The following is a 22,857-nucleotide window of genomic DNA, read 5'->3' as shown; positions in this document are numbered from 1 at the left end:
TATCTACTGGTAATAATTACTTAAGTAGTCAGGTGCAAAGCACCGGCACCTAAATTGCCTGATTGTAATTCAGCAAAAACTCCTTAATCCCATCCTCCTCAGTTATCACCTCCAACTCCAAATCATATTCCCGCTTCTCACCCGGTTCAATGAATATCAATGTTCCGTCTTTCCTTGCCTGCGCCTGGCCGGAAAGCGGATGTGTGCTTGGTTCCAGACCGGTAACATATTCACCTTTACCCCAATGCTGCCAGTTGGCGAACCAGGGTAATTGCTCTTTTTTGAAGTTCATGGATACGGCAAGTCCTAGTTTAGAGTTATATAAACCCGCAACGCTTTGTCCGAAAATATCTGCTTCAATGTCTACCAGAACAACCTCTTCTCCCGTTCCCAGGTGAGATTCAATTGGTCCGGGACATTTTTTAAAATCATTTCCTTCCTTAAATATGCTGGCATTTTCTTCACCGTGACGCGGGAACCATGTACCATTCCATAACAAATCTGTTCCTTCATCCACAAGCGGATAGCCAAAATTGAAATGATAAAGCAACATGTGCGGTGCCGCCGTATTTGCCTTATTAATTACCTCATCATGAATACGAATTGTTGCCTTTCCAAGCGTTGCAGATATTGTTCTTTTTAATTCCAGACTTGGTCCGAACGGCTTCGTTTCACGAATGATACCGGTAATGCTCATTTCCAGCTGACCTATTCGTGGATCTGGCTGAATAACCGATATAATTTCTGCGGGACTATTACTGATCAAACCATGTAAACCTCTGTCCCCGACTTCGTCAGATTCTGGTCCGCCAACATGGGAAAGTCCGCAGGTTGTAAGCAATCCGCCACCGAAGGTTCTCAGCCAGTCAATTCCTTTATCGGCAAATGGCTGCGGATAGGCAATTCCTCCATGGCTCAACCACGCCAGACTGTATTGGTTATAAAAGGCGTCAGCAATATCCATTGCCCTGTCAATGACCACCTTATATCTTAGACCAGTACCTGTGTTAATCCAGGCAATGCGTGTTCCTCTTCCTGCTCCGTTATCCAGCACAGAAGTTTCAATTCCCCCAATCTGGGCATGATTTGATACTTTGTCTTTCCAGCCCTGGTTTGTTGAATCGGCACTCTCCATTATTTTGTATTATTTAAAAATATTATCCAAATAAGAAAAGACCGCAAAGCGGCTTATTTAACCACTTTTTTCTTATTAATTTAAAGTTTCAGCAGGATAGTTTTTCCCAAGCAGCCAGTTTCTGACTCTGGGATTAAAGTCTTCCGTGTTTTCAAAATGGAATGCATGTCCCAGTTTATCATAAAGAAAAAGTTCTGAACCGTCAATCCCGCCTGCAACTTCTTCGGCCATCCAGACAGGTGTGAAAATGTCTTCCCGCCCTCCGATTACTAAGCTTGGCTGGTGGATCTTTTTTAAATCAGCTAGAACATTGTGACTGATGCATGCCGCAGCCTGGCCCTCCAACCCATGTAAAGGTTGAGGAAAAGGATTTGTGGCATCCTGCCTGCGCCCCATCTCCAGTTCGGCACATTTCTCTGCGTCATCCCAGGATGATTTTGAAAAAATAAGCAGCTGCATATACAAACTGAATTCCTCCGGTCTGAATCGCGCTTTGCTGTTCATGATATGCTGAAAAAGAGCCTGAGCATAATGGTCACATCTTGCCCACGGACACATCAAAACCAGAGATTCAACCCTATGTGGATGACGGATTGCAAGCTGCTGTGCAATGGTACTTCCCATAGAACAGCCGACAACTTTTACTTTTTTAACTTCGATAGCATCCAGCAGTCCGGCATAGTCATCAGCCATTTGCTCCGTGGAATAAGGCCCGGCAGGTTTGTCGGAAAGACCGACGCCACGATTATCACCAATAATACATCTGAAATGATGCTGCCAATCAGCCAAATGAACATTCCAGACTGACCCGGGGGCCGTGATACCCATGATGAGCAGTAAAGGTATGTCGTCGGGCGATTCACCTGAACCGCGTTCCTCGTAATGCAGATGTATTCCGTTGGTTTTAATAGTTGGCATGGATTAGCTTTTAGCAATTAGTTTTTAGCTGTTAGCTTAGTAAATCTTTACATACATGCCTGAGCATGCTTTTTCACTACTGCCCTGGTCACAGTTTTTTATCATAAAAGAAGGCCGACAGCCTAAACTAATCCCGGGATCAATTCTTCCTGAATCCATTTCCCATCGTGGAGTGTTACAAAATCCGGATCTTCCAATGCTTCTTCCCCTTCATCTTCACAAATAATCCAGCCTGTATAATTGATATCTTTCAGCCATTGGGTTATTCCGGGCAGATCAACCTTTCCTTTTCCCATCAGTGCAAACTCTGGATCTCCGTTCCAGTCTTTATAATGAACATGATTGATCAGCGCCTGGTATTCTTTCATTTTGGAAAGCGGATCCATGCCCCCGTTGATAATATGACCAACATCGGGTGTCCAGCCTGTTACGGATGAATCCAAAGATTCGAGAACAATTTTGTAATCTTCTTCTGTCCGGATAATGGAACTATGGGGTGAATTGGGATGATAGCTGCACAGAACACCTTTTTCGGCTGCTCTTGCAGAAACACGGTTAACAATATCTACCAGACTAGCCTGGCGCTGCGCAAGATGATGACGGCCTGTTGGAATCTGAACTGTATTTAAAACAGCACCCGGAAAACGCTGCAGCACACGGATCGCGTGATCTGCAACTTCGCGTTCGCGTTCGGTTTCTTCTGCTTCGTTCCACTCAAGCGCAAGAGCCAATGCTGCAAGCTCAATACCTTGTTCTTTTAATTTTGCCTCTAAAAGATCGGGATCAATCAGGTCTCCCATCCAGGTGAAAATTGGCTGTATTCCGGTAAATCCTGCTTTTGATATAACTTCGATCATGTGGCCCAAACGGCCCTGGTGCGTTTGTCCGCTGTTGCTCATAAACCAGGTATAAACCTCAGAGCCAAAACGAAACGGGAGTTTTTCTGACATTTGCTAGCGATTGGGTTTTAACGGTTAGCAGTTAGCTAAACCTGTGCCGGAATGTTCAACCATTTTGTGGTTGATACAACCAGTATTACGATTTCAATTCCCCGGGTTACACCCGGGGCTATTCATATTCAAGTCCGTCGGACTTATGTTTGAATTAATATTTCCTCAACCGAAATTCTTAACTCTTCATTATTAATTTTTAACTGTTCAAAGTCCATGCTTCTCACCCATCTCCCGAATAAACTTATATCCGTTTTCAGCGATATCCCATGGATCTGAAAATTCCCGCCAGACGCCTATTGCGTTGGCAAAATCAGGGTCATTTCTTGAAAAAGCTTCGATAGTGAGCCAGCCTTTGTATTGAATTTTAGCGAGTCCGGCAAAAGCATCATCCCAAAGGACCTGCCCGTCGCCGGGAGTTCCACGGTCATTTTCGCTGATGTGAACATGTGCTAAAACCGGAGCGATGGTTTGAAGTGCCGGACCGTATTTTTTTTCCTCAATATTGGCATGATGCGTATCAAACATTGCCCGGACATTCGGATGATCTGCGGCCCTGATAAGCTTGGTAAGCTGTTCCATCGTGTTGCAGAGATAGCATTCGAAACGGTTTAGCGCTTCCAGAGCAAATACAATATCAGCCTGTTTGGCATATTCCGCAGCTGCGTGCAACACTTCTCCCGCCCGTATATATTCCTCATCAAGCGCTGGACGGTTTACAAATATGGTATGGGCTGAATGGAACGGGCCGCAAATGATCTTTGCATTTAAGGCATGCGCACGGTCAACGCCCCATTTTATTTTATCCAGCGCTTTTTCACGAACATCAGCCGATTGACTTACCGGGTTTTCATCTTTTCCCAATGTCATCACAGCAGTCGTTTCAAGACCAACGCTTTTGGTATAATTCCCCATTCTCTGATAGGCAGAAAGATCGGGTGCGCCAAGATAAAATTCTACGCCATCGTAACCAATGCCTTTGAGCCTGTCTATCGTTGGAAATAAATCGTCCGAAACTGCCGCTGTCCAGGCCAGTACATTAAATCCTATTTTATTCATCTGAAAAGCTTTTGGCTGTCGGCAAAATACGAACAGCCGTATTTAAGTTATTTACTGCTTAATCTGAATGTCTTTATATTCAACTTTCATTGGCGGTCCAACATGCACCTGAATTCCCAGTGAACCTGTCAATTTTCCGCTCATTGTGTCGTTGTCCGTCACATCACTCATCAAAATTCCATTGATGTAATGTTGCAGACGGTTTCCTTTTGCAACAAGACGAAACTCATTCCAGTCTCCGCTTTTAATTTTAGTTTTAAGCTCGTCCGATTTCCCCAATGATCCGGTTACTGTTCTGCCAAGCCACGCATTATTTTTTAGGTTTGCACCAAAAGCTTCTTTTGATTTGTCTGTTGGTTCGTTTACAGACACAATTTCTCCGCGGTAAGCAAGCGTTGTTCTTTTACGCTCTTCATAATTCTGGCCTGTATAATTGTTGGCTCCGTCGATGTCAAGCTGATAACCTCTCAATGCATTTGGAATGTCAGTCAGTTGCTCACTGCGGTAATTGATCCCCGAATTTCCTTTTTCAGTTATTTTAAATGAACCTTTTAATTCAAAATCACCTGGTTGTCCGCCTTTCCAGACAATGAAAGAGTTTGTTTTCAAAAGTGTTTCCGGAGTAATTTCTCCCACCAGATTTCCATTTTCAGCTCTCCAGTATTTTGTATCTCCCTCCCAGCCTTTCAACGACTTACCATCAAAAATCTGAACGAATCCTTTTTCCTTTTTTTGTGCAACACAGGAAATCTGGCCGGTAATAAAAAGTGCCACCACCATGCCGGCCAATACTTTATTTACTTTAGAATTCATCTTGGATTATTATTTACGTTTTAAGGATTAGAAATATTCACTCGTCATAAACACTTCTTAAATAAGCACATTCTGTTCAATAGTCTTAAAAAAGAAGAAAATTATATCCAAAAATTCCTAAAATTATCGGTCACACTATCCTGTACTAACCTGTTTTGAATTAATCTTTCGGCATCCGCTGCTTTCAGCGAATGAGTTCCTTACTTTTCATCCAGGTAGTACACCTGCCAAACCATTCATCAAATGCGGGATACGTTAAAAAACCATGTTCACCTTTTGAATAAACGTGTAATTCCCCCGAAACGCCGAACTTTTGCAGGTTTTGGTAAAATACAATACTGTTAGCAACCGGTACAACCACATCTGTACCTGCATGAATTAGAAAAGCCGGTGGTGTTGTTTTAGAAATGTGATATTCATTGGAGAAAAGACGGATCTTATTCTGGTCTGTTCCGATAAGATTTTTCCTCGAACCCGTATGTCCAAAACTATCTGTAAAACTGATTACGGGATAAACCAACAGCATAAAATCCGGCTTTAAGCTGGTATTTAATTTATTATCAATATAAAATTCTTCAAAGTGTGTACCCACAGTTGCTGCCAGATGGCCACCTGCGGAAAATCCCATTACCCCAATTTTCTGAGGATCGATATTCCATTTCTCCGCATTTTCCCTCACCGTTTTTATTGCCTGCTGCGCATCCTGCAAGGGGCCGATGGATTTGTCGTCCATCGTTCTGTCGTCCGGAATGCGGTATTTTACAACAAATGCAGCCACGCCCAGCTTATTGAACGAGCGCGCCATATCACTTCCTTCCCGTTTCAATACCAAAGTATGATATCCTCCACCGGGGAAAATAATTACAGCCGTTCCATTTGCTTTGTCCTTTGAAGGAAGAAATGCCTGGATTGTTGGAATGGAAACTTTATAAGCAAGAGAATCTCCGCCCGGGCTGGTCTTAATCTCTTCCTCGTTTGTCACGTTTTTACTATTCGGGATTTTACCCGGATACAGGGGATCCTGGCAAAATCCGCTGATACAACACAGCAAACAGGCAAAAAGCAGAACAGACCGCAGCATCATTTGTAGTACTTTAATTTTTAATACAACAAACCCTGATTACGAATCAGGCCAGTTATATAAGAATCAAAGCATTTTAAAGCTAAAGTCTACCATGTTTTATGCCGGAGTTTAAACATAAAAACTGTTTTTCTACAAAATATTTAAACAAAAAAATGGGATCCGAAATGAATCGAATCCCATTTTTAAATGTGTGTATTGTTTATGATCAGCTGTTTACAGCCTGATGCATATCTCTGTATTTTTTGATCAGATCGTGTGATTCTTTAAGTGAAGCTTTCTGATCAGTGATGAGCTGTCTGATTTCAACTGAAAGATCCGCGTCTGTTGCCAGCGCATCTTCGTATGCTTCCTGAGCTGCATCCTCACCATATTCACAACTTTCAAGAACCGATGTTCTGTCATGGCCCGTAAATGTTGCTTTTATATCCATCCAAACGCGGTAGATCTTACCTGAATTTGTTGTTCCTGTTTCAATTTCTCCACCAAGTGCAGCTACTTCACGGCTTAACTCTGCAACATATTCACGGCTTTCGTTGGCCATTTTTTGAAACATTGCTTTCAAATCGACGTCAATGTCTTCTACTTCAACCAGTGCTTTTTCATAACCGTCAATACGGTCATTATTAATCTTAATCAGGTCGTTTAATACTTCTACAAGATTTTCGTTGGTTTCCATAACTTTATAGTTTTTAATGTTAATGATCGTTTGTTGATCTGTAATCTTAAAAACCTATGCCAGTATTTAAATAATATGAAACTGTTGTTTTCACAGATTTATCTGTCCTATATGTTGCCGTTTTTTCCCGAATGATTGACTATTTTCACGAAATCTTAGACACCAAATGATTTCTAATTGTCAGCCGTTAAGTTTTGAGAAGAAAAATCTCATTAAAACGCAACGCCAAATTTTACTCCGCCCCACTGGTGATCCCTTCCGGTTTTAAATTCTTTACTTAAATAGATCTGGTAATATTCCGCATAAATTTTCCAGACATTAACGACCACTCCGAAATTATTTTGAAAGGTGATTCTATTAATATCCGTGCTTTTAACCGTGTAAGGACTTTTTCTGCTTAAAAATCCACCTTGCAAAGAGGCGTCATAACCCACCAGACCAGCCATAGGCTGGCTGTATACATATATCCGGAAATTCCTTTTGTGGTTTTTCTCACGCTTACCAAATGAAGAATCAAAACGGCCCAGGGTAAGAGATAAACCTGCCATGACTTTGTCGGAAAGTGTTCCCAGTCTCGCCTGAACATTTGTATTTACCGAAAGAATATCCGGTACATTAACAAGCTCTTTTTCATGAGCAAGTTCGTAATTAATAACCGGGTTATTTCTAATCTGATATTGCCAGCCAAGTGGTTGCGGGTCTTCCGTCCAGCGGTGAATGGTTGCCTGCATTCTCCCTGCAAAAGCCGCCGGACCAATCATTCCCAGACTTAAAGTCGAAGCCAGTCTTTGCCTGCGAATGGTATCAACAGAAATTGAAAAAGATTTCAGCATAATGACACCGGCAAATGGTCTGTCTGCTTTTAAAATGTCATTGCTTTTTATACTCGTGGGTGTAAAACCATAATGTTCGAAGGCGAGGCCGGACTTGGAGCGGCTGTTTTTTAATTGAAGTAATATTTTAGAAACCGGATTTTTACTTAAAAAAGGGTGCACCATTTCCAGACTGTACCCCTGGGTGTAATAGTAATCGGTTTTGGTGAAGAAATCGTTGTCGTAATGAATACGAAAGTACTTATCACCGGTTACGTTCCTGAACGAAGCCGTATTATCCGATCTCTGAGCAAAAGATGGAAAAGTAGGGAGAAGCAGGAAGAAAATCAGGATCGGTGTTTTATACATAGCTTCCCATATACGGCAGAAAACAATATGCAGATTGATCCTGATGCCAATCTGCATATCCAGTGTTTCAAACCTGATGAGCTAACAATGATTTCACCAACTGCTCATTATTTGACAAATGCGACATTTCATGTACTTCCTTATTTAAAAGCCTTTGAATTTTACTGTTTTCGTAAGCCCGGAAGACCGCAGGATGAACATAATACTTTTTACAGACCGTCCGGGTATTACCCAGGTGGGCTGCAACCACATCCAGACAGGTATTTACCGTACGGGTAAACTGCCGCTTCGTTTCACATTTTTCCTGCCCGCTTAAATATTCAAAGGCTGTAACTGTACCCATCCAGGTGCGGAAGTCCTTTGCAGAATAACTTCCGCCTGTATGTTGCCGGATGTATTCATTTACCTGTCCGGCATTTAAGGCGCAAAGTCCGCCATTTTCGTTTGTATATTTAAACAGACGCTTTCCGGGCATTTCCTTAAATTGTTTTACCAATCTCGCCAGCTGCACATCACGCAGAACGATATCCTGCTTGATCCCTTTTTTACCTGTAAACTTAAACCTGATTTTACTTCCCTGAATGGTTGTACAGCGTGCATCAAGCGTGGTAATGCCCGATGAACCATGTTTTATTTTATAGCGCTGATTACCAACCCGGATACAGGTTTTATCCATCAGTTTAATAACCAATGCAATTACTTTATTCAGATCGTTTGATCTTCTCCTCAAGTCATGTTCTACCTGCTCACGAAGCATAGGAAGAGCTTCCGAAAAAGTGAGCAGCCTGTAATACTTGGTCTGATTACGGATCAGGTTCCAGTGCGGATGATAGCGGTATTGTTTCCGCCCTGCTTCATCTATACCGGTTGCCTGCAAATGACCTTCCGGGTCTTCGCTGATCCACACCTCACGCCAGGCGGGCGGAAGCACAAGTGCTTTTATTCTTTTAACCGCGTTTTTGTCCTTGCAGCGATTACCCTGCTGATCAAAGTAATGGAATTTAGGCGCTTTTCCCTTCCGAAAAAAACCAGGTGCGTTGGCAGTGATATAGTTAAGTCCGGCGGCAGCGGCTGTCAGTGCGGGATCCTTTTTTAATTTCTTAATCTGTTTTGCAGTGATAACCGGTGGTTCGGTTAACGTTCCAACTGCTGGTGCTGATGACATAATTTACTACCATTAAATGTAAGCGTTAATGGTAATAAATTTGATACCAGATAATTTTAGAAAAACCTCTTTATTAGGTTATGGCGTTTAAAAGCATCAGGCCTCTATTCATTATTATACAATCTTAAAAAATCCTCATCAAACAACCTTTCCGGTTAATTTGATGAGGAACAATGTACTCAAATGAGAAAAATTCAGTTCTCAGCCTTCGTTCTCAAAAGGAAAATATAATGTAAATCGCGATCCTTCTCCCGGTTCAGAATCGGCCGTAATATAACCGCCATGATTTTCCATAATTTTCTTACAGATCGCGAGCCCTATGCCCGTTCCTGGATATTTGTTTGCCGGATGAAGTCTTTGAAAGACATCAAAAATTCTGCTTTCATACTCTTTCTCAAACCCGATTCCGTTGTCCTGAAAAGATACGGCGTAAAAAGGAAGTAAGGCATTAGCTTCTGTCCTTTCTTTCAGGATTTGGTTACCTGTTACAATCTGGACGTCAATTACTATTGCTGGATTCTTTTCTTCTTTTGAAAATTTAATTGCATTGCTGAGCAAATTGACAAACAGCTGGTGTATCTGGAAAGGAATCACACTAAGTGCCGGTAACTCTGCCGAAGTTATCAGCGCCTTTTTCTCATCAATATTATCATTTAGTTCCTCCAGTACTTTTTGCAGGATCAGGTTGAGATCTACGGTTTCGTAAACCTTTTCCATATTTCCGGCCTTGGAATAACTTAAAATATCTTCAATCAGCAACTGCATTTTTTCCGCAGCAAAACGCATTCGTTCTACCGAATCCTTAACCTGAGCGGAAATGTCAGGCTGTTCGCGATCCAGAATTTTAGATGCAAAAATCTGAATTTTACGCAAAGGTTCCTTTAAATCGTGTGTACTGATCCAGTTCAGGTTTGCGAGCTCCTTATTTGCAGCTTTGAGTTCGTCGTTGAGGAGACGGTTTTTATTTTCCTGACTTCTGACATATCTCAAATTAATATGTTTTTGTATGGAATAAGCAAAGTTGGACGAAGAACCCAACTCCGATTTTCTCCACGCGGCACTTTTATCTTTCACCTCTTCCAGCCATAACTCAAATGATTTACGAGGGGAAAGTCTTGCTACACCCTCTTCATTATGAATAACTGCCTTATGCGGATTGCCGGCCCAATTTATTGTTTCCCGTCTTTCTGCCCTAAGCCAGAGTATTCCGTCAGGCGTTCCGGCAGCGATGGAGTGATAGATAATACCCGCAGCAAATTTTGATAAACTTTCTCCCTGGGGATAAATATCTATTAATTGCTCGGTATGCAATCCCCTATTCTGGTAATTTTCAGATAAAAATTTCAACAACGGAACCAGTTCCTCATTTGAAGGAACATTCCCGTTTTTGTATAATTTTCCTTTATGATAAATTACGAAACCTGTTGCATTGGCAAGTTTCAATAATGAAGGTGACTCAAAATTCTCTTCGATAAAGTTCTCATTTTCATGGAGTAACTCCAATGAATCCAACAATGCTTTATCTACGGATACACTGATCTCAAACTCTTCGGCAACTTCCCTGACAGCGATTTGCGAAGTAAGAAAATGCCCCTGAAGCAATGCGGATAACCTGGTATAATGCGGCAATACCTTCGGGCTGTAATGATGACAGGCGATTAACCCCCACAGTTTATTGTTCTGCAAAAGCGAAATGGTCAGTGTAGCACCAACGCCCATATTTTTGAGATACTCAACATGAATCGGAGAAACGCTCCTTAATATGGAAAGACTGAGGTCGAGAGATTTATTGTCCTTATCGCCAACGCTATTTAAAGTCAGGATGGGAACCGGCTGATAATTTATATCTGCAATCATCCGAAGCTGATTTTTAATATAAAGCTCTCTGGCCTGAGCAGGAATATCGGTATGCGGATATTTTTGTCCCGAAAATGATTCAAGATCCTCCCTTTTACTTTCCGCTATTACTTCACCGTTGTACTCCGCATCAAAACGGTAGATCATTACCCGGTCGTAACCGGTAATGTTTCTTGTCTGATCAGCAATATCCGCGCACAACTCCGGCAAATAACTTTGCCTTTCCATGGAGGATACAAAGTTCTTTGTCTGGCTGTAAAGATTTGGCAGATCAAGCGTCCCGTCCGGGAAAGGTTCCAGTTCCAATATGAGTGTGTCTCCGCTCTGGTGGACTGTCGTATTGTAAGGAATATCGTTTAACGTAAACACAAAAGGCTTTGCCGGATCAATTTGATTTTCAATCGAATAAACAATAAAGTTATCCGCCTGGTTTTTATCAAAAATTTCTGTTAACGATTTTCCCAGCAGCATTTCGGGCGAAAGCAGAATAAACTCGGCACTGTTTGCGCTGCAAAAATCAATAACCTGATTTTGTCCTTTTAAACCCAACAAAAAGCCATGCGGCTGAATACTTCCCGGGATATGAATCGGTTCACTTTCGCAGTTTGTCAGATTTACAATATCCCGGTTAACAATATCTGTAATATTCATTTTACCAATTGATCCTGGCCTGGTCGAGCCAATTATTTATTGCCGTGAATGTTTGAACCGCACTTGAAATAATTTCTTTTTCACAACTTTTCTGAACTGCAAATGCAGCAAGAGAAGAGATGAATGTTTTCCACAGTAGCCCTGTTTCTGTACCATATCCCCAGAAATACGATGCACCGTGAGAAGCATCTAATCCCAGTGTGTTATTAATATGCTTGTAAAGAATTTTCCCTCCCAATGTCGAACCCTCAAGCACATACATAACACCCAAAGCCTCTGCAATTCCGTTGGCTCTGAAATGATAACCCGGAAGTTTATCTGTGATTTCGGGGGAAATTCCAGTATTAAAAAGATCCCTAATAATTAATTGAGATTTTTTCCTTTGTGCCAGATCAGTTAAGACCGGCTCTAAGATAGGGTAAATTTCCGTTTCGCAGGCAAATGTAACACCATAGAGTTTGGCAATATAAGTTTGATAGCCGTTCAATGTTACCGCAGGATCCAGGATCGCTTTTGAGAATTCATTTTCCTCTAATTGTCTGTGGCTGTCTGCCGTTTCCTGCCTGAGATTACTTAAAAAAACATCCTGATTCTGTTTAGAAACAGTTAATTCATTCATGCTGCGAATATTGAAACTTAATTATTGTTGTTCCTGATCAAAAATTGTTCCAGATCCGTCGTATTTTTCAAATCCTCCTTCCGGCTAAGGCACTTTTCTATGATTTGTACTAAACCTGAAAAACTCGTTGGCTTCTGAATATAAAGATTTGCTCCCGCCTGATAGGCAGATTTCAGAAGATAATCTGCAACCGATGTTGAAAGAATAACAACCGGAATTTCCTTAAAATCGTCGGAATTCCTGATCTCGACAAGACATTCCAGGCCATTTTTAATTGGCATATTCATATCCAAAAATATCAAGTCAGGTACATGCTGATTATCCGCCAGTGTATGCATCAGCTCCATACCATTTTCTGCAATGTCAAGTCTGGTGGAAATCTGTATTTGTTCCAGCGCTTCCTGGAATAAAGAGGTATCGTCTTCATCGTCGTCCGCCAGTAAAATGTGGACGGGTTTATTCTCTTTCATTGATGATTAATGGGGCTGCGCCTTACCAGCTAAGTTTGTTTTGTCCTTAACAGGACTACAATATAAAAATCAAATTTAATATATCTTTTTCAAGCAGACATCTTCAGCATCACTTTTCAGCGATTTGCTTCCTTCCGGTTTGGTTTTAAGATTTTTTAGATAAGTGCTGCATCCTACATATCTGCTAATCTAAATATACGTATTCAAATTTGTATTAGATGAGTTTAGTAGTTAATCCAACCAGCTATTTTTTGATTAATCCAACTGGCATGCTTTTTTACCCCTCAAGAGCATTATATCACAAAAAAATATCACTAATTATGAAAAGGATCACGTTAAGTGCACTGCTAATAGCTTCCATGATGACTTTCTCTGCCTGCAACTCTGAAAAAAAAGAGGATAGCAAAGAGGTAGCAGAAGAACAGAATGAAGAAAAATTTGAGGATACTAAGGTAGAGGATGATACTGAATTTGCTGTTGCCGCTGCGGATGGTGGTATGATAGAAGTAAAACTTGGAGAGTTAGCACAAACCAATGGCTCTTCTTCGGCGGTTAAGGATTTTGGTAAAATGATGGTAAAGGATCATTCAAAAGCTGGTGACGAACTTAAAGCGCTGGCGCAGCAGAAAAATATTACTTTGCCTGCGACACTAAGCGACGATAAACAAAAGAAATACGACGATTTAGCTAAGAAAAAAGGAAAAGAATTCGATCAGGCCTATGCTTCTTTTATGGTAGATGACCATAAGGAAGATATTGACGAATTTCAGGAAGCAGCAAAAGATGGCAAAGATGCTGATATCAAATCTTGGGCGGCTGGGAAAGTACCAACTTTACAGCACCACCTGGAAATGGCACAAGCGATGAAGGATGCTGTGAAGTAACATTTTGCACATATTTAAAGAGCGGGAGTATGCAGCAGCATGCTTCCGCTTTTTGCTGTAGTGTCTGATCATTTTCACTTAAATAATTTAATATTCTTGTTATTCAATAAAGTTAACGCTTACTTTGTCTACTCACCTTGTAGACTATGTGTTTCATTTAATATTTACCAAAGATCTAAGTCCTGAATCCTGACATGAAATTCCGTATTTTACTCCTTTTCGCAGTTGCTTTCCTGTTATTAACAACAACACGCCTGAGGGTACACGCTCAATCCGGCAAATCGGCAGCAAGACCAAACATCATTTTTATATTTTCCGACGACCACGCCTATCAGGCAATTGGCGCTTACGGAAACAAATTTGCCAAGACGCCTAACATTGACCGTATTGCAAAAGAAGGCGCATTATTAAACAATAACCTGGTTACAAATTCGATTTGTGGACCGAGCCGGGCAACATTACTTACCGGAAAATACAGCCATACCAATGGCTACAAAAGAAACGACAGGACAAGATTTGATACCAATCAGACGTTATTTCCTGAAACGCTGAGACAAAGCGGTTACCAAACTGCCTGGATTGGTAAAATGCACCTCAACAGTCTGCCGAAAGGGTTTGATTACTGGAATATATTACCTGGACAGGGCAATTATTACAATCCGGATTTCATAAGCCAGCCCAACGACACAACCCGTTACAAAGGTTATGTTTCAGATATCATTACTAAGTTTTCAACCGATTGGCTGGACAAACGGGATAATTCCAAGCCATTTTTTCTTATAGTCGGGCATAAAGCTACCCACAGAGAATGGCTGCCGGACTTGCAGGATTTGGGTGCTTATGACAATGTAAACTTCCCGCTGCCTTCCACTTTTTATGATGATTATAAAGGAAGAGAAGCTGCGAAGCAACAGGATATGACCATCGAAAAAACGATGCGACTGAAACAGGACCTAAAGGTTGACGCCGACTATGATAAGGACTGGACTTACAATCGTTTTGACCCGGAACAAAAAAAGGTATTTAAAGCCTATTACGACAAGATCTCAAAAGAACCGGCAGAAAAAAAACTGACCGGAAAAGCGTTAACGGAATGGAAATATCAGCGTTATCTGAAAGATTATCTTTCGACGGCCAACTCCCTGGACCGCAATATCGGTAAACTGCTTGATTACCTTGACAAATCGGGACTGGCTAAAAATACGGTTGTGATTTACGCTTCCGACCAGGGCTTTTACATGGGTGAGCATGGATGGTTTGACAAACGCTTTATTTATGAGGAATCTCTTAAAACGCCTTTCGTAATTCGTTATCCGGGTGTAATCAAACCGGGATCTAAGGTTGATGATCTTGTGTTAAATATTGACTGGGCACCAACTGTTCTGAACATTGCAGGTGTAAAAATCCCGTCCGACATTCAGGGAAAATCATTTTTTCCATTGCTGAACGGCACAAAGGCCACCGCAAAAGTGCCATGGCGGAAAGAAGCATATTATCATTATTACGAATTCCCTGAACCGCACCATGTGTTTCCACACTTCGGTATACGTACAGATCGTTATAAACTTGCTTACTTTTACAACGGCGCCGATTCCTGGGAACTGTATGATCTGAAAACGGATCCGACAGAAATCGCAAACATTTATGGCAGCAAAGGCTCGGAAGCAATTACAGCGGATCTTAAAGTAAAACTGAAACAGTTGATGAATCAATATCAGGACAAAGAAGCGCTGCAGATACTGGCCGGAGCGAAGAAATAATAAAAGACAGCGTAGACAAAAGTTATGATGTTTAGAAGTGAAGCAATTGCTCTTATTATAGGAATTGCAGCAATTAATTTTGGCTGTGATAAAAAACAAACCGCTGCCGAAAAAACAGCCGACAGCCTGGCACATTGCATCGCGGATGGAATTCCTTCAAGAGCAGCGGCCATTCAAAATGCCGGAAATGTTACAGAGGAAAAAAGTGACACAACGGGCATGAAATGGATTCCCGGAGGAAAATTTCTAATGGGTTCCGATGAATTTCCGGATTCCAGACCGATGCACGATGTAACCGTCGATGGTTTTTTTATGGACGAACATGAAGTAACCAATGCAGAATATGCCCGTTTTGTAGCAGCAACCAATTATAAGACTGTGGCTGAAAGACCACTTAATCCTGCCGACTATCCCGGAGTTCCGGCAGATAAACTGGTGCCGGGTTCGGCCGTATTTACACCTACGGCAACAGCTGTTTCACTGGATAACCCTTTGCAATGGTGGAATTATACTCCCGATGCAAGCTGGGCAAAACCCGAAGGAAAAGGCAGCTCGATAAAGGGAAGAGAAAATTATCCTGTCATTCACGTATCGTATGAGGATGCAGCGGCGTATGCAAAATGGGCAGGGAAACGTTTACCTACAGAAGCAGAATGGGAATTTGCGGCTCAGGGAGGAAAGGGAAACCACACTTACTATTGGGGCGACCAGCTCAAACCTGGCAACAAATGGGTAGCCAATATTTACCAGGGCAGCTTTCCTGACAAAAACACAAAAGAGGATGGTTATTTAGGTGCAGCTCCGGTTAAATCTTTTCCTGCAAATAATTATGGATTGTTCGATATGGATGGAAATGTCTGGGAGTGGTGCCAGGATTTGTACCGTCCCGATTATTATCAGAAAAGTGCTTCCAGAAATCCTCAGGGACCATCGGACAGCTATGATCCGGATGAGCCGGGCGCGGTTAAAAGAGTACAGCGCGGAGGTTCATTTTTGTGCAGCGACGATTATTGCATACGATACAAAGCAGGCAGCAGAGGAAAAGGTGAAGTAACCAGCGGAAGCAATAACCTTGGCTTTCGTTGTGTGATGAATAAAAAGTAGATTAATATTTAACTTTAAGAAATTAAGGGACATTAAGAATTTTGACTTTAAATTCGTCAACTCATTATTACTGTTTAAAAATTCAGAACTTGGAATTTATTTTTACAGGCATTAGGTTTCTATTCATCATCAATCTTTATGACTACGCGTTTTTTGACTGTTCCGGGATTAGCAAGCTCAGGGCCTAATCACTGGCAGACGATCTGGGAAGTACAATATCCGCATCTGTTCAGTCGCGCAGAACAGGTAAACTGGGACTGGCCTGTGAAAGATGAATGGGTAGTTAAATTACAGGAACAAATCAGTAAACTGACAGAACCTACTGTGCTGGTTGCACATAGCCTGGGCTGTATCACCGTAGCACACTGGGCGCAGGAATATACCTCAGAATTTATTTCAGGTGCTTTGCTTGTGGCGCCAGCGGACGCAGAGTTATCCAAAAGACTTAATTTTGTTGTAGGCTTCACTCCTGTTCCCACTTTAAAATTGCCCTTTAAAAGTATTGTCGTAGCCAGTAACAATGACATATATGCCACTATCGGGCGGTCGGAAATTTTTGCAAGGAACTGGGGAAGTGAATTTATTAACATTGGAAGAAAAGGGCATATTAACGCGGTTTCGAAGCTGCATGACTGGCAGGAAGGAAAGCTGATACTGGAACAGCTGAGTAGTTTTGAGCTATCAAAAGAGACAGTTCAGGAATTGTCCTGATTTACATTTTAACCAACACAATTTTTAGGACGTATATATGTTTATCTTAGTGCAGTTTTTATCCAATTAACTTATTACTATTAAATTAAACCGAACAAATTATGAAAAAAATCTTTGTATTTCTTTTGGCAGGAATGTTAGTAAATTCCGTCTCAATGGCTGGCGGCGACGATAAGGCGAAACTTGCTGACAAAACACTGACAGTGGATACCAAAAGCAGCACAGTTACCTGGGGAGCTAAAAAAGTTACCGGTACACACGCAGGAACTGTACCCCTAAGCAGCGGTTCGTTGATCGTTGACGGAGATAAACTGAAAGGCGGAACATTTGTTCTTGACATGAAAAACCTTACCGTAACAGACGTTAAGGATGCTGACATGAACGGAAAACTGACAGGTCACCTTAAAAATGCAGATTTCTTTGCTGTTGAAGCGCATCCACAAGCTAAGTTTGTGATTACTTCTGTGACTGCAAAAGGAGCTGGTGCTTATGACATCACCGGAAAATTGACCATCAAAGGTATTACCAGCGACATTAAATTTCCTGCGACTGTTAAATCAGATGGCAAAAAAGTAACTGCTGATGCCAAAATCTCAGTAGACAGAACCAAATATGATATCAAATTCCGCTCATCCAATTTCTTCGAAAACCTGGGCGATAAAGCGATTGATAATGACTTCACTCTTGACGTTAATCTTGTAGCAAACAAATAATTGAGCCGCAGATCCTTAACATGACTTTGATCCTGTCTGATTCCATCGGACAGGATTTTTTGTGGCCGATTTTTAACATTATAAATCTGTTCAGAAGAAATGGTTTTATCTTTGGCTTGATCAATTAAATCAGGAAATATTTATGAAATATTCATTATTCACCTTTTTCATTTTATTTATTCTGGCCGGTAATGTGGCAGATGCACAAAAGAGTAATAGTTTACCGGATTGGGCATTTGGCGGATTTGTTCGTCCCAAAGGCGTGAATCCGGTTATTTCTCCCGACAGCACATCACGGTTTATGTGTCCCATGAATAAAAAAATGGTCGATTGGGAATCCAATGATACATTCAACCCCGCGGCGACGATTAAGGATGGAAAAGTAATTGTACTGTACCGCGCAGAGGATAAGGCAGGCAGAGCAATCGGAAAACGCACATCCCGGATTGGCTATGCCGAAAGTACAGATGGCATCAGTTTTCAAAGAAGAAAAACACCTGTTTTATTCCCCGCCGATGACAGTCAGAAAGCAATGGAATGGCCTGGAGGCTGCGAAGATCCGCGCGTGGCAGTTACCGAAGACGGCTTATATGTCATTTTTTATACACAATGGAATCAGGATAAAGCAAGAATCGGAGTGGCTACATCACGTGACCTTGTTGAATGGCAAAAGCATGGGCCGGCATTTGCAAAAGCGTACAATGGAAAATTCAACAATATCTGGACAAAATCAGGATCGATACTTACACGGCTGGTCAATGACAAGCAGGTGATTGCAAAAGTAAACGGCAAATACTGGCTTTATTTTGGTGAAGCAAATGTGAACGTAGCAACCTCTACGGATCTGATTAATTGGGAACCGGTTGTTGATAAAAATCAAAATACTGTGAATCTGATTTCACCGAGAAAAGGTTTTTTTGACAGTAATCTTACCGAATGCGGACCTCCGGCAATTTTAACGGAGAAAGGTATTTTGCTTTTATACAATGGAAAAAATGACAAAGGTGCAGACGGAGATCTTCGTTATACACCCAACAGCTATTGTGCCGGACAGGTTTTGTTTGATAAAAATGACCCTACAAAAGTAATTTCAAGACTGGATGTTCCTTTTTTCCGTCCAATGGAATCCTTTGAAAAAAGTGGTCAATATGCAGCCGGAACCGTGTTTATTGAGGGAATGGTTCATTTTAAAAAGAAATGGTTGCTTTATTACGGTTGTGCTGATTCGCGGGTAGGTGTTGCCATTTATGATCCGAAATTAAAAACAGCAGGTGATCCGCTTCCATGAGTTAAATAGCTACCTGACAGCCTGATTAGATCCTAAATTTGTTTTTACCTGATATATTTTATAAACATTTCGATCCGGCAAGGATTTCAAGGCGTATATCACGAAAACTAAAACAAACTTATTTCGATGAAAACGTCCAAAATCAAAAGCACACTATTAGCAATCGCTTTGTTCGCAAGTTTCGGAGCATTTGCTCAAAAAGAGAAAACAGTAATGGTTGGCGGAGCAGCAATGTATCCTTCCAAAAACATTATTGAAAACGCAGTTAATTCAAAAGATCACACAACTTTGGTTGCTGCTGTGAAAGCCGCAGGCCTTGTGGAAACATTGTCTGGTGCAGGCCCATTCACGGTTTTTGCTCCTGTTAATTCAGCCTTTGCTGCTTTGCCGGCAGGGACAGTTGATAACTTACTGAAACCAGAAAACAAAGCAATGCTTACAACTGTTTTAACGTATCACGTTATTCCTGGCAAAGTTGACTCAAAGTCGGTTATGAAAATGATCAAAGACGGTAACGGCAAAGCTATGGCCAAAACAGTTCAGGGAGAGGAACTTAGTTTTACCACAAAAGGTAAGGACGTTTGGGTAACAGATTCAAAAGGAAATAAAGCTATGGTTACAATTGCGGATGTGTACCAGTCAAACGGTGTAATTCACGTAATCGACAAAGTTTTAATGCCATAACAGCTTGTGGATGGAATGACAACTAACAAGTGTTAAATCGGGTGCCCAATCGGGCACCCTTTTTTGTATCCGGCCAAACAAAAAAGGCTACCCCACAATCGGAATAACCTCTTCAAATTGTTTCAGGAATTATCTGCTATAATCTTGAGAGTAACTCCTGTTTTTTAGTCTTGAATTCCTCTTCTGTTATCTGTCCTTTTTCGAAAAGTATATTAATCTTTTCAATCGTTGAAATGATGATATCTTCCGGCGTTTTATCCGGCAGAACCGTATTGGAGCTATATGCATGCGTTACATCATAGGCTAGTTCAGGTGTTTCCTGCTTTTGCTCTACGGGCTCTGAAATTAAAGCCAGATTTGCCAGATCAACCGGGCCGTCCTGACTGGTGAACTGGTAAGACCTGTTGCTGCCCTGTTGCTGTGAAATTCCTGAGATCTGATGATGTTTTGTATCATAAATGCTCCGCTTTCCATCTTCTTCAATAACCAGGCGGCGTGCCGGACCAAAGTATGCATATTTAAAATTATTTTGTGCTCCACTCGAAGTTGGACTACCAAATACCGATGGCCATGAACCATTGGAAGAGCCTGATTTTATACTTCCTGAACTTTCAGAAGCTTCCTCAAAAATGAGCTTGGTAGAAACAAGATTTGCCAGTTCAGTACACAGCTTGTCAACTTTGGCTTTTAGTGAATTGTTGAACATATCGCCAACCATCGTCATTCCGCCTTTCATCCACTGACCGTTTCCACCTAATTCGGGTATGTTAAACTGAGCCATAGTCCCATTGCCTTTTACCACAGCTTCCGCCATCGTTTCTACACTTTGTAACTGTAAATTGTATTGATCAGCAATTCCTTTAAGCAATTCCTGACCTTCTTTTGTAAGTGATTTCATATAGCTTATTTTCAGATGCATTTGAAATAATACCTCTTAGTAAGGCAAACACAACAAAAACAATGCCATAACCTGTCTTTTCAGCAATAACAAAAATTTAGCTGACATCTGCCAGTGAGGAAGTTAGTTTGTCTGGTCTGTCAGGAAAAGTCAATAAAGTCACTTGAAATTTGACACGTTCTTCACAGTTATGCAAATTTTCGCGTAACCTAAAATAACCCTTGTTACTTTCCAGGCAATTTCGCGTAAACAACTTAAAACCAGTTGTTTTATAATTTAAAAATCCGAATCATGAAAATGACAAAAGTACTCCTCTATTTTGCATTTTTTCCATTTCTTCTAACCGGTTGCAACAACGGTGATGATGACGTAACGGCCACCAGCAATGAGGTGCCTGCCGTATATTCAAAAATTTACGGTGCCTCAAGCATTACGTCTGACGGGAGTTACATCACAATTAAAACCAATGGTTTGCCAGATCATAAAAGTGCCTATTATGCAACCAGCAATAGTTTATATGAAAAATTCAGCGGTACAACGTTCGGCAATTATACTTTCTCCAAAAACCCTAATACTATTTCCAGCCAGACTTTAACTTTCAAAATCCCATTAAATCCTCAGGTTGCTTCCTCTCATGCAGCCACACCGCTTGGTCCGATTGGTGTTGCCTTAAATGGTGTTCCGATCTTTAATCAATATGCAGGTCCGAGCCAGCCGCTTACAAGTGAAATTGTTAGTTTTGACCAATACTGGGGACACCCGCAGCAAACGGGACAATACCATTATCATGTAGAACCACTTTATCTTACAACCGTAAAAGCTACGAAATCCTCGCTGTTGGGATTTTTGCTTGATGGTTTTCCGGTTTATGGTCCTGAGGAAAATGGCACCGTCGTTTTAAATAGCGCGCTGGACGCATACCACGGTCATACGGGCATCACAGCCGACTATCCCAAAGGAATTTATCATTATCATATCACCAGCACTGATCCTTACATCAATGGAAGCGGATTTTACGGCACGGCCGGTACGGTATCACAATAGTTTCCTGTTTACTTTTTTTCTTTTACTGATTTGCTGTTCTCCATCCGATAAGCGGTCGGTTGAGGTTAAGTTAGATTACACATTACAAATAAAAACCTGGTCAAACGGAATGTTGTTTATCAACAGCAAACCGTTTTCAGGAACGCTTTTCACTTTATATCCCGAAACAAAGGACACGGCAGATATCAGTGTTTATCAGGAAGGGCTTGAACACGGAATCTGGAAAGCGTTTTACGAAAATGGAAGTATAGCAAAACAAAGAGAGTTCAATCGCGGTCGCAAAACCGGGACCTACCTGGCCTGGTGGGAAAACGGGAATACGAAACTGCAATATTCATTTGAAAATGATGAATACGAAGGCGTTTGCAGAGAATGGAATGCATTGGGTAAACTGACAAAAGAAATGACTTACAGGAAGGGACATGAAGACGGATCCCAAAAGATGTTTTATGATAATGGAAAAGTCAGATCAAACTACAGGGTCGTAAACGGCAGAAGATTTGGCTTACTGGGCACTAAAAATTGTATCAATGTATCAGACAGTGTTTTTAAAAATTAGTCGTTTACTTCTAATTCTAACTATTTTTGCGTGTACAGATAAGGGGAGTGAAACTCACCTGCCTTATTACGACACACCGGATTTTACACCCGTTTTTCTTAATTCAGAAGATGAAATCGATGCCCGGGTCAGCCATACCATTGCCCCATTTTCCTTCACCGACCAAAACGGAGCCATTGTTACAGAAAAAGATATTGAAGGGAAAATTCATATTGCCAATTTCATTTTTACCAGCTGCGTCAGCATTTGTCCGGTTATGACCAAACACATGAAAATCCTGCAAACGGAATTTCAAAATGATACAGAAGTTAAAATGCTTTCATTTAGTGTCACCCCCTGGATTGATGATGTAAAACGGCTCCATTCTTTCGCAGAGAAAAATGAAATTACATCACCAAACTGGCATTTGCTCACCGGCAGCAAAGGAACTATTTATGATCTGGCCAGAAAGTCATATTTTGCTGAAGAAGACCTGGGTTTTACCAGAGACAGTTCCGAATTTCTTCACACCGAACATATCCTGCTTATTGATAAAACCAAAAGAATCAGGGGAATTTATAACGGGACGTTACAGCTCGAAGCTGAGCAGCTTGTTAAAGACATTAGAATCTTACAAAAAGAAGATGATGTATGA

Annotated in this window: 23 protein-coding genes; 10 read left to right on the top strand and 13 right to left on the bottom strand. The window is 41.3% G+C overall.

The features are described 5' to 3' along the window. Nucleotides 1-49 precede the first annotated feature (49 nt). The 12 genes from E0F88_RS21225 to E0F88_RS21170 form a co-directional block, all read right to left on the bottom strand. Entirely contained in the window at nucleotides 50-1,135 is a 1,086-nt protein-coding gene (locus tag E0F88_RS21225) for an aldose 1-epimerase family protein (RefSeq protein WP_131960285.1), read from the bottom strand. Between the two features lie 75 nt (nucleotides 1,136-1,210). Next, nucleotides 1,211-2,053: an alpha/beta fold hydrolase gene (locus E0F88_RS21220; protein WP_131960284.1), complete on the bottom strand. Its 843-nt coding sequence runs from the start codon at nucleotides 2,051-2,053 to the stop codon at nucleotides 1,211-1,213. 122 nt (nucleotides 2,054-2,175) lie between these two features. Further along, complete coding sequence (locus tag E0F88_RS21215) at nucleotides 2,176-3,003, bottom strand: sugar phosphate isomerase/epimerase family protein (RefSeq protein ID WP_131960283.1); 828 nt, start codon at nucleotides 3,001-3,003, stop codon at nucleotides 2,176-2,178. Between the two features lie 207 nt (nucleotides 3,004-3,210). Continuing rightward, the gene (locus E0F88_RS21210; RefSeq protein WP_131960282.1) at nucleotides 3,211-4,062 is read right to left on the bottom strand and encodes a sugar phosphate isomerase/epimerase family protein; all 852 of its coding nucleotides are present in this window, start codon (nucleotides 4,060-4,062) and stop codon (nucleotides 3,211-3,213) included. 51 nt (nucleotides 4,063-4,113) lie between these two features. Then, a complete protein-coding gene (locus E0F88_RS21205) occupies nucleotides 4,114-4,875 on the bottom strand; it encodes a 3-keto-disaccharide hydrolase (protein ID WP_131960281.1) in 762 nt (253 codons plus the stop codon). 184 nt (nucleotides 4,876-5,059) lie between these two features. Continuing rightward, on the bottom strand, nucleotides 5,060-5,959 hold the full coding sequence (locus E0F88_RS21200; protein ID WP_229213858.1) for an alpha/beta hydrolase: 900 nt from the start codon (nucleotides 5,957-5,959) through the stop codon (nucleotides 5,060-5,062). Nucleotides 5,960-6,164: 205 nt separating this feature from the next. Further along, nucleotides 6,165-6,635 carry a ferritin-like domain-containing protein gene (locus E0F88_RS21195; RefSeq protein WP_131960280.1) on the bottom strand — a complete coding sequence of 157 codons (471 nt, stop codon included), beginning with the start codon at nucleotides 6,633-6,635 and terminating at the stop codon, nucleotides 6,165-6,167. A 212-nt stretch (nucleotides 6,636-6,847) separates the two neighbouring features. Continuing rightward, entirely contained in the window at nucleotides 6,848-7,873 is a 1,026-nt protein-coding gene (locus E0F88_RS21190) for a lipid A deacylase LpxR family protein (protein ID WP_229213857.1), read from the bottom strand. A 10-nt stretch (nucleotides 7,874-7,883) separates the two neighbouring features. Continuing rightward, nucleotides 7,884-8,981 carry a DNA topoisomerase IB gene (locus tag E0F88_RS21185; RefSeq protein ID WP_131960279.1) on the bottom strand — a complete coding sequence of 366 codons (1,098 nt, stop codon included), beginning with the start codon at nucleotides 8,979-8,981 and terminating at the stop codon, nucleotides 7,884-7,886. 201 nt (nucleotides 8,982-9,182) lie between these two features. Next, a complete protein-coding gene (locus E0F88_RS21180) occupies nucleotides 9,183-11,489 on the bottom strand; it encodes an ATP-binding protein (RefSeq protein ID WP_131960278.1) in 2,307 nt (768 codons plus the stop codon). A gap of 1 nt (nucleotide 11,490) precedes the next feature. After that, a complete protein-coding gene (locus E0F88_RS21175) occupies nucleotides 11,491-12,108 on the bottom strand; it encodes a biliverdin-producing heme oxygenase (RefSeq protein ID WP_131960277.1) in 618 nt (205 codons plus the stop codon). Nucleotides 12,109-12,125: 17 nt separating this feature from the next. Continuing rightward, on the bottom strand, nucleotides 12,126-12,578 hold the full coding sequence (locus E0F88_RS21170) for a response regulator (RefSeq protein ID WP_131960276.1): 453 nt from the start codon (nucleotides 12,576-12,578) through the stop codon (nucleotides 12,126-12,128). A 218-nt stretch (nucleotides 12,579-12,796) separates the two neighbouring features. Between E0F88_RS21170 and E0F88_RS21165 the strand changes: the two genes are divergently transcribed. From E0F88_RS21165 to E0F88_RS21135, 7 genes are all read left to right on the top strand, one after another. After that, a complete protein-coding gene (locus E0F88_RS21165; protein ID WP_310589728.1) occupies nucleotides 12,797-13,462 on the top strand; it encodes a DUF4142 domain-containing protein in 666 nt (221 codons plus the stop codon). Nucleotides 13,463-13,656: 194 nt separating this feature from the next. Then, nucleotides 13,657-15,222, top strand: a complete 1,566-nt coding sequence (locus E0F88_RS21160) for a sulfatase family protein (RefSeq protein ID WP_131960275.1) — start codon at nucleotides 13,657-13,659, stop codon at nucleotides 15,220-15,222. 24 nt (nucleotides 15,223-15,246) lie between these two features. Next, nucleotides 15,247-16,326: a formylglycine-generating enzyme family protein gene (locus E0F88_RS21155; RefSeq protein ID WP_165940126.1), complete on the top strand. Its 1,080-nt coding sequence runs from the start codon at nucleotides 15,247-15,249 to the stop codon at nucleotides 16,324-16,326. Between the two features lie 138 nt (nucleotides 16,327-16,464). Beyond that, the gene (locus tag E0F88_RS21150) at nucleotides 16,465-17,037 is read left to right on the top strand and encodes an RBBP9/YdeN family alpha/beta hydrolase (RefSeq protein ID WP_131960274.1); all 573 of its coding nucleotides are present in this window, start codon (nucleotides 16,465-16,467) and stop codon (nucleotides 17,035-17,037) included. Nucleotides 17,038-17,138: 101 nt separating this feature from the next. Continuing rightward, on the top strand, nucleotides 17,139-17,750 hold the full coding sequence (locus E0F88_RS21145) for a YceI family protein (protein WP_229213856.1): 612 nt from the start codon (nucleotides 17,139-17,141) through the stop codon (nucleotides 17,748-17,750). Between the two features lie 142 nt (nucleotides 17,751-17,892). Next, nucleotides 17,893-19,038 carry a beta-1,2-mannosidase gene (locus tag E0F88_RS21140; RefSeq protein WP_131960273.1) on the top strand — a complete coding sequence of 382 codons (1,146 nt, stop codon included), beginning with the start codon at nucleotides 17,893-17,895 and terminating at the stop codon, nucleotides 19,036-19,038. A 126-nt stretch (nucleotides 19,039-19,164) separates the two neighbouring features. Then, complete coding sequence (locus E0F88_RS21135; RefSeq protein WP_131960272.1) at nucleotides 19,165-19,722, top strand: fasciclin domain-containing protein; 558 nt, start codon at nucleotides 19,165-19,167, stop codon at nucleotides 19,720-19,722. 136 nt (nucleotides 19,723-19,858) lie between these two features. Here the strand turns inward: E0F88_RS21135 and E0F88_RS21130 are convergent, their stop codons facing one another. Continuing rightward, nucleotides 19,859-20,620 (bottom strand): SHOCT domain-containing protein, encoded by a 762-nt coding sequence (locus E0F88_RS21130; RefSeq protein ID WP_131960271.1) that lies wholly within the window; start codon nucleotides 20,618-20,620, stop codon nucleotides 19,859-19,861. Between the two features lie 291 nt (nucleotides 20,621-20,911). On the opposite strand from E0F88_RS21130, the gene E0F88_RS21125 reads away from it, so the two are divergent. From E0F88_RS21125 to E0F88_RS21115, 3 genes are read left to right on the top strand one after another with little or no spacing between them, the layout of a single operon-like run. Then, nucleotides 20,912-21,664 (top strand): YHYH protein, encoded by a 753-nt coding sequence (locus E0F88_RS21125; RefSeq protein ID WP_131960270.1) that lies wholly within the window; start codon nucleotides 20,912-20,914, stop codon nucleotides 21,662-21,664. Next, nucleotides 21,621-22,223: a toxin-antitoxin system YwqK family antitoxin gene (locus E0F88_RS21120; RefSeq protein ID WP_131960269.1), complete on the top strand. Its 603-nt coding sequence runs from the start codon at nucleotides 21,621-21,623 to the stop codon at nucleotides 22,221-22,223. Before E0F88_RS21125 ends, E0F88_RS21120 begins: the two co-directional genes overlap by 44 nt. Further along, nucleotides 22,195-22,857 carry an SCO family protein gene (locus E0F88_RS21115; protein ID WP_131960268.1) on the top strand — a complete coding sequence of 221 codons (663 nt, stop codon included), beginning with the start codon at nucleotides 22,195-22,197 and terminating at the stop codon, nucleotides 22,855-22,857. Before E0F88_RS21120 ends, E0F88_RS21115 begins: the two co-directional genes overlap by 29 nt.

Origin of the sequence: Dyadobacter psychrotolerans, assembly GCF_004349265.1 — a bacterium.
In the GTDB taxonomy this organism is placed as follows: domain Bacteria; phylum Bacteroidota; class Bacteroidia; order Cytophagales; family Spirosomataceae; genus Dyadobacter; species Dyadobacter psychrotolerans.
This window is presented reverse-complemented; position numbering and strand designations above follow the sequence as displayed.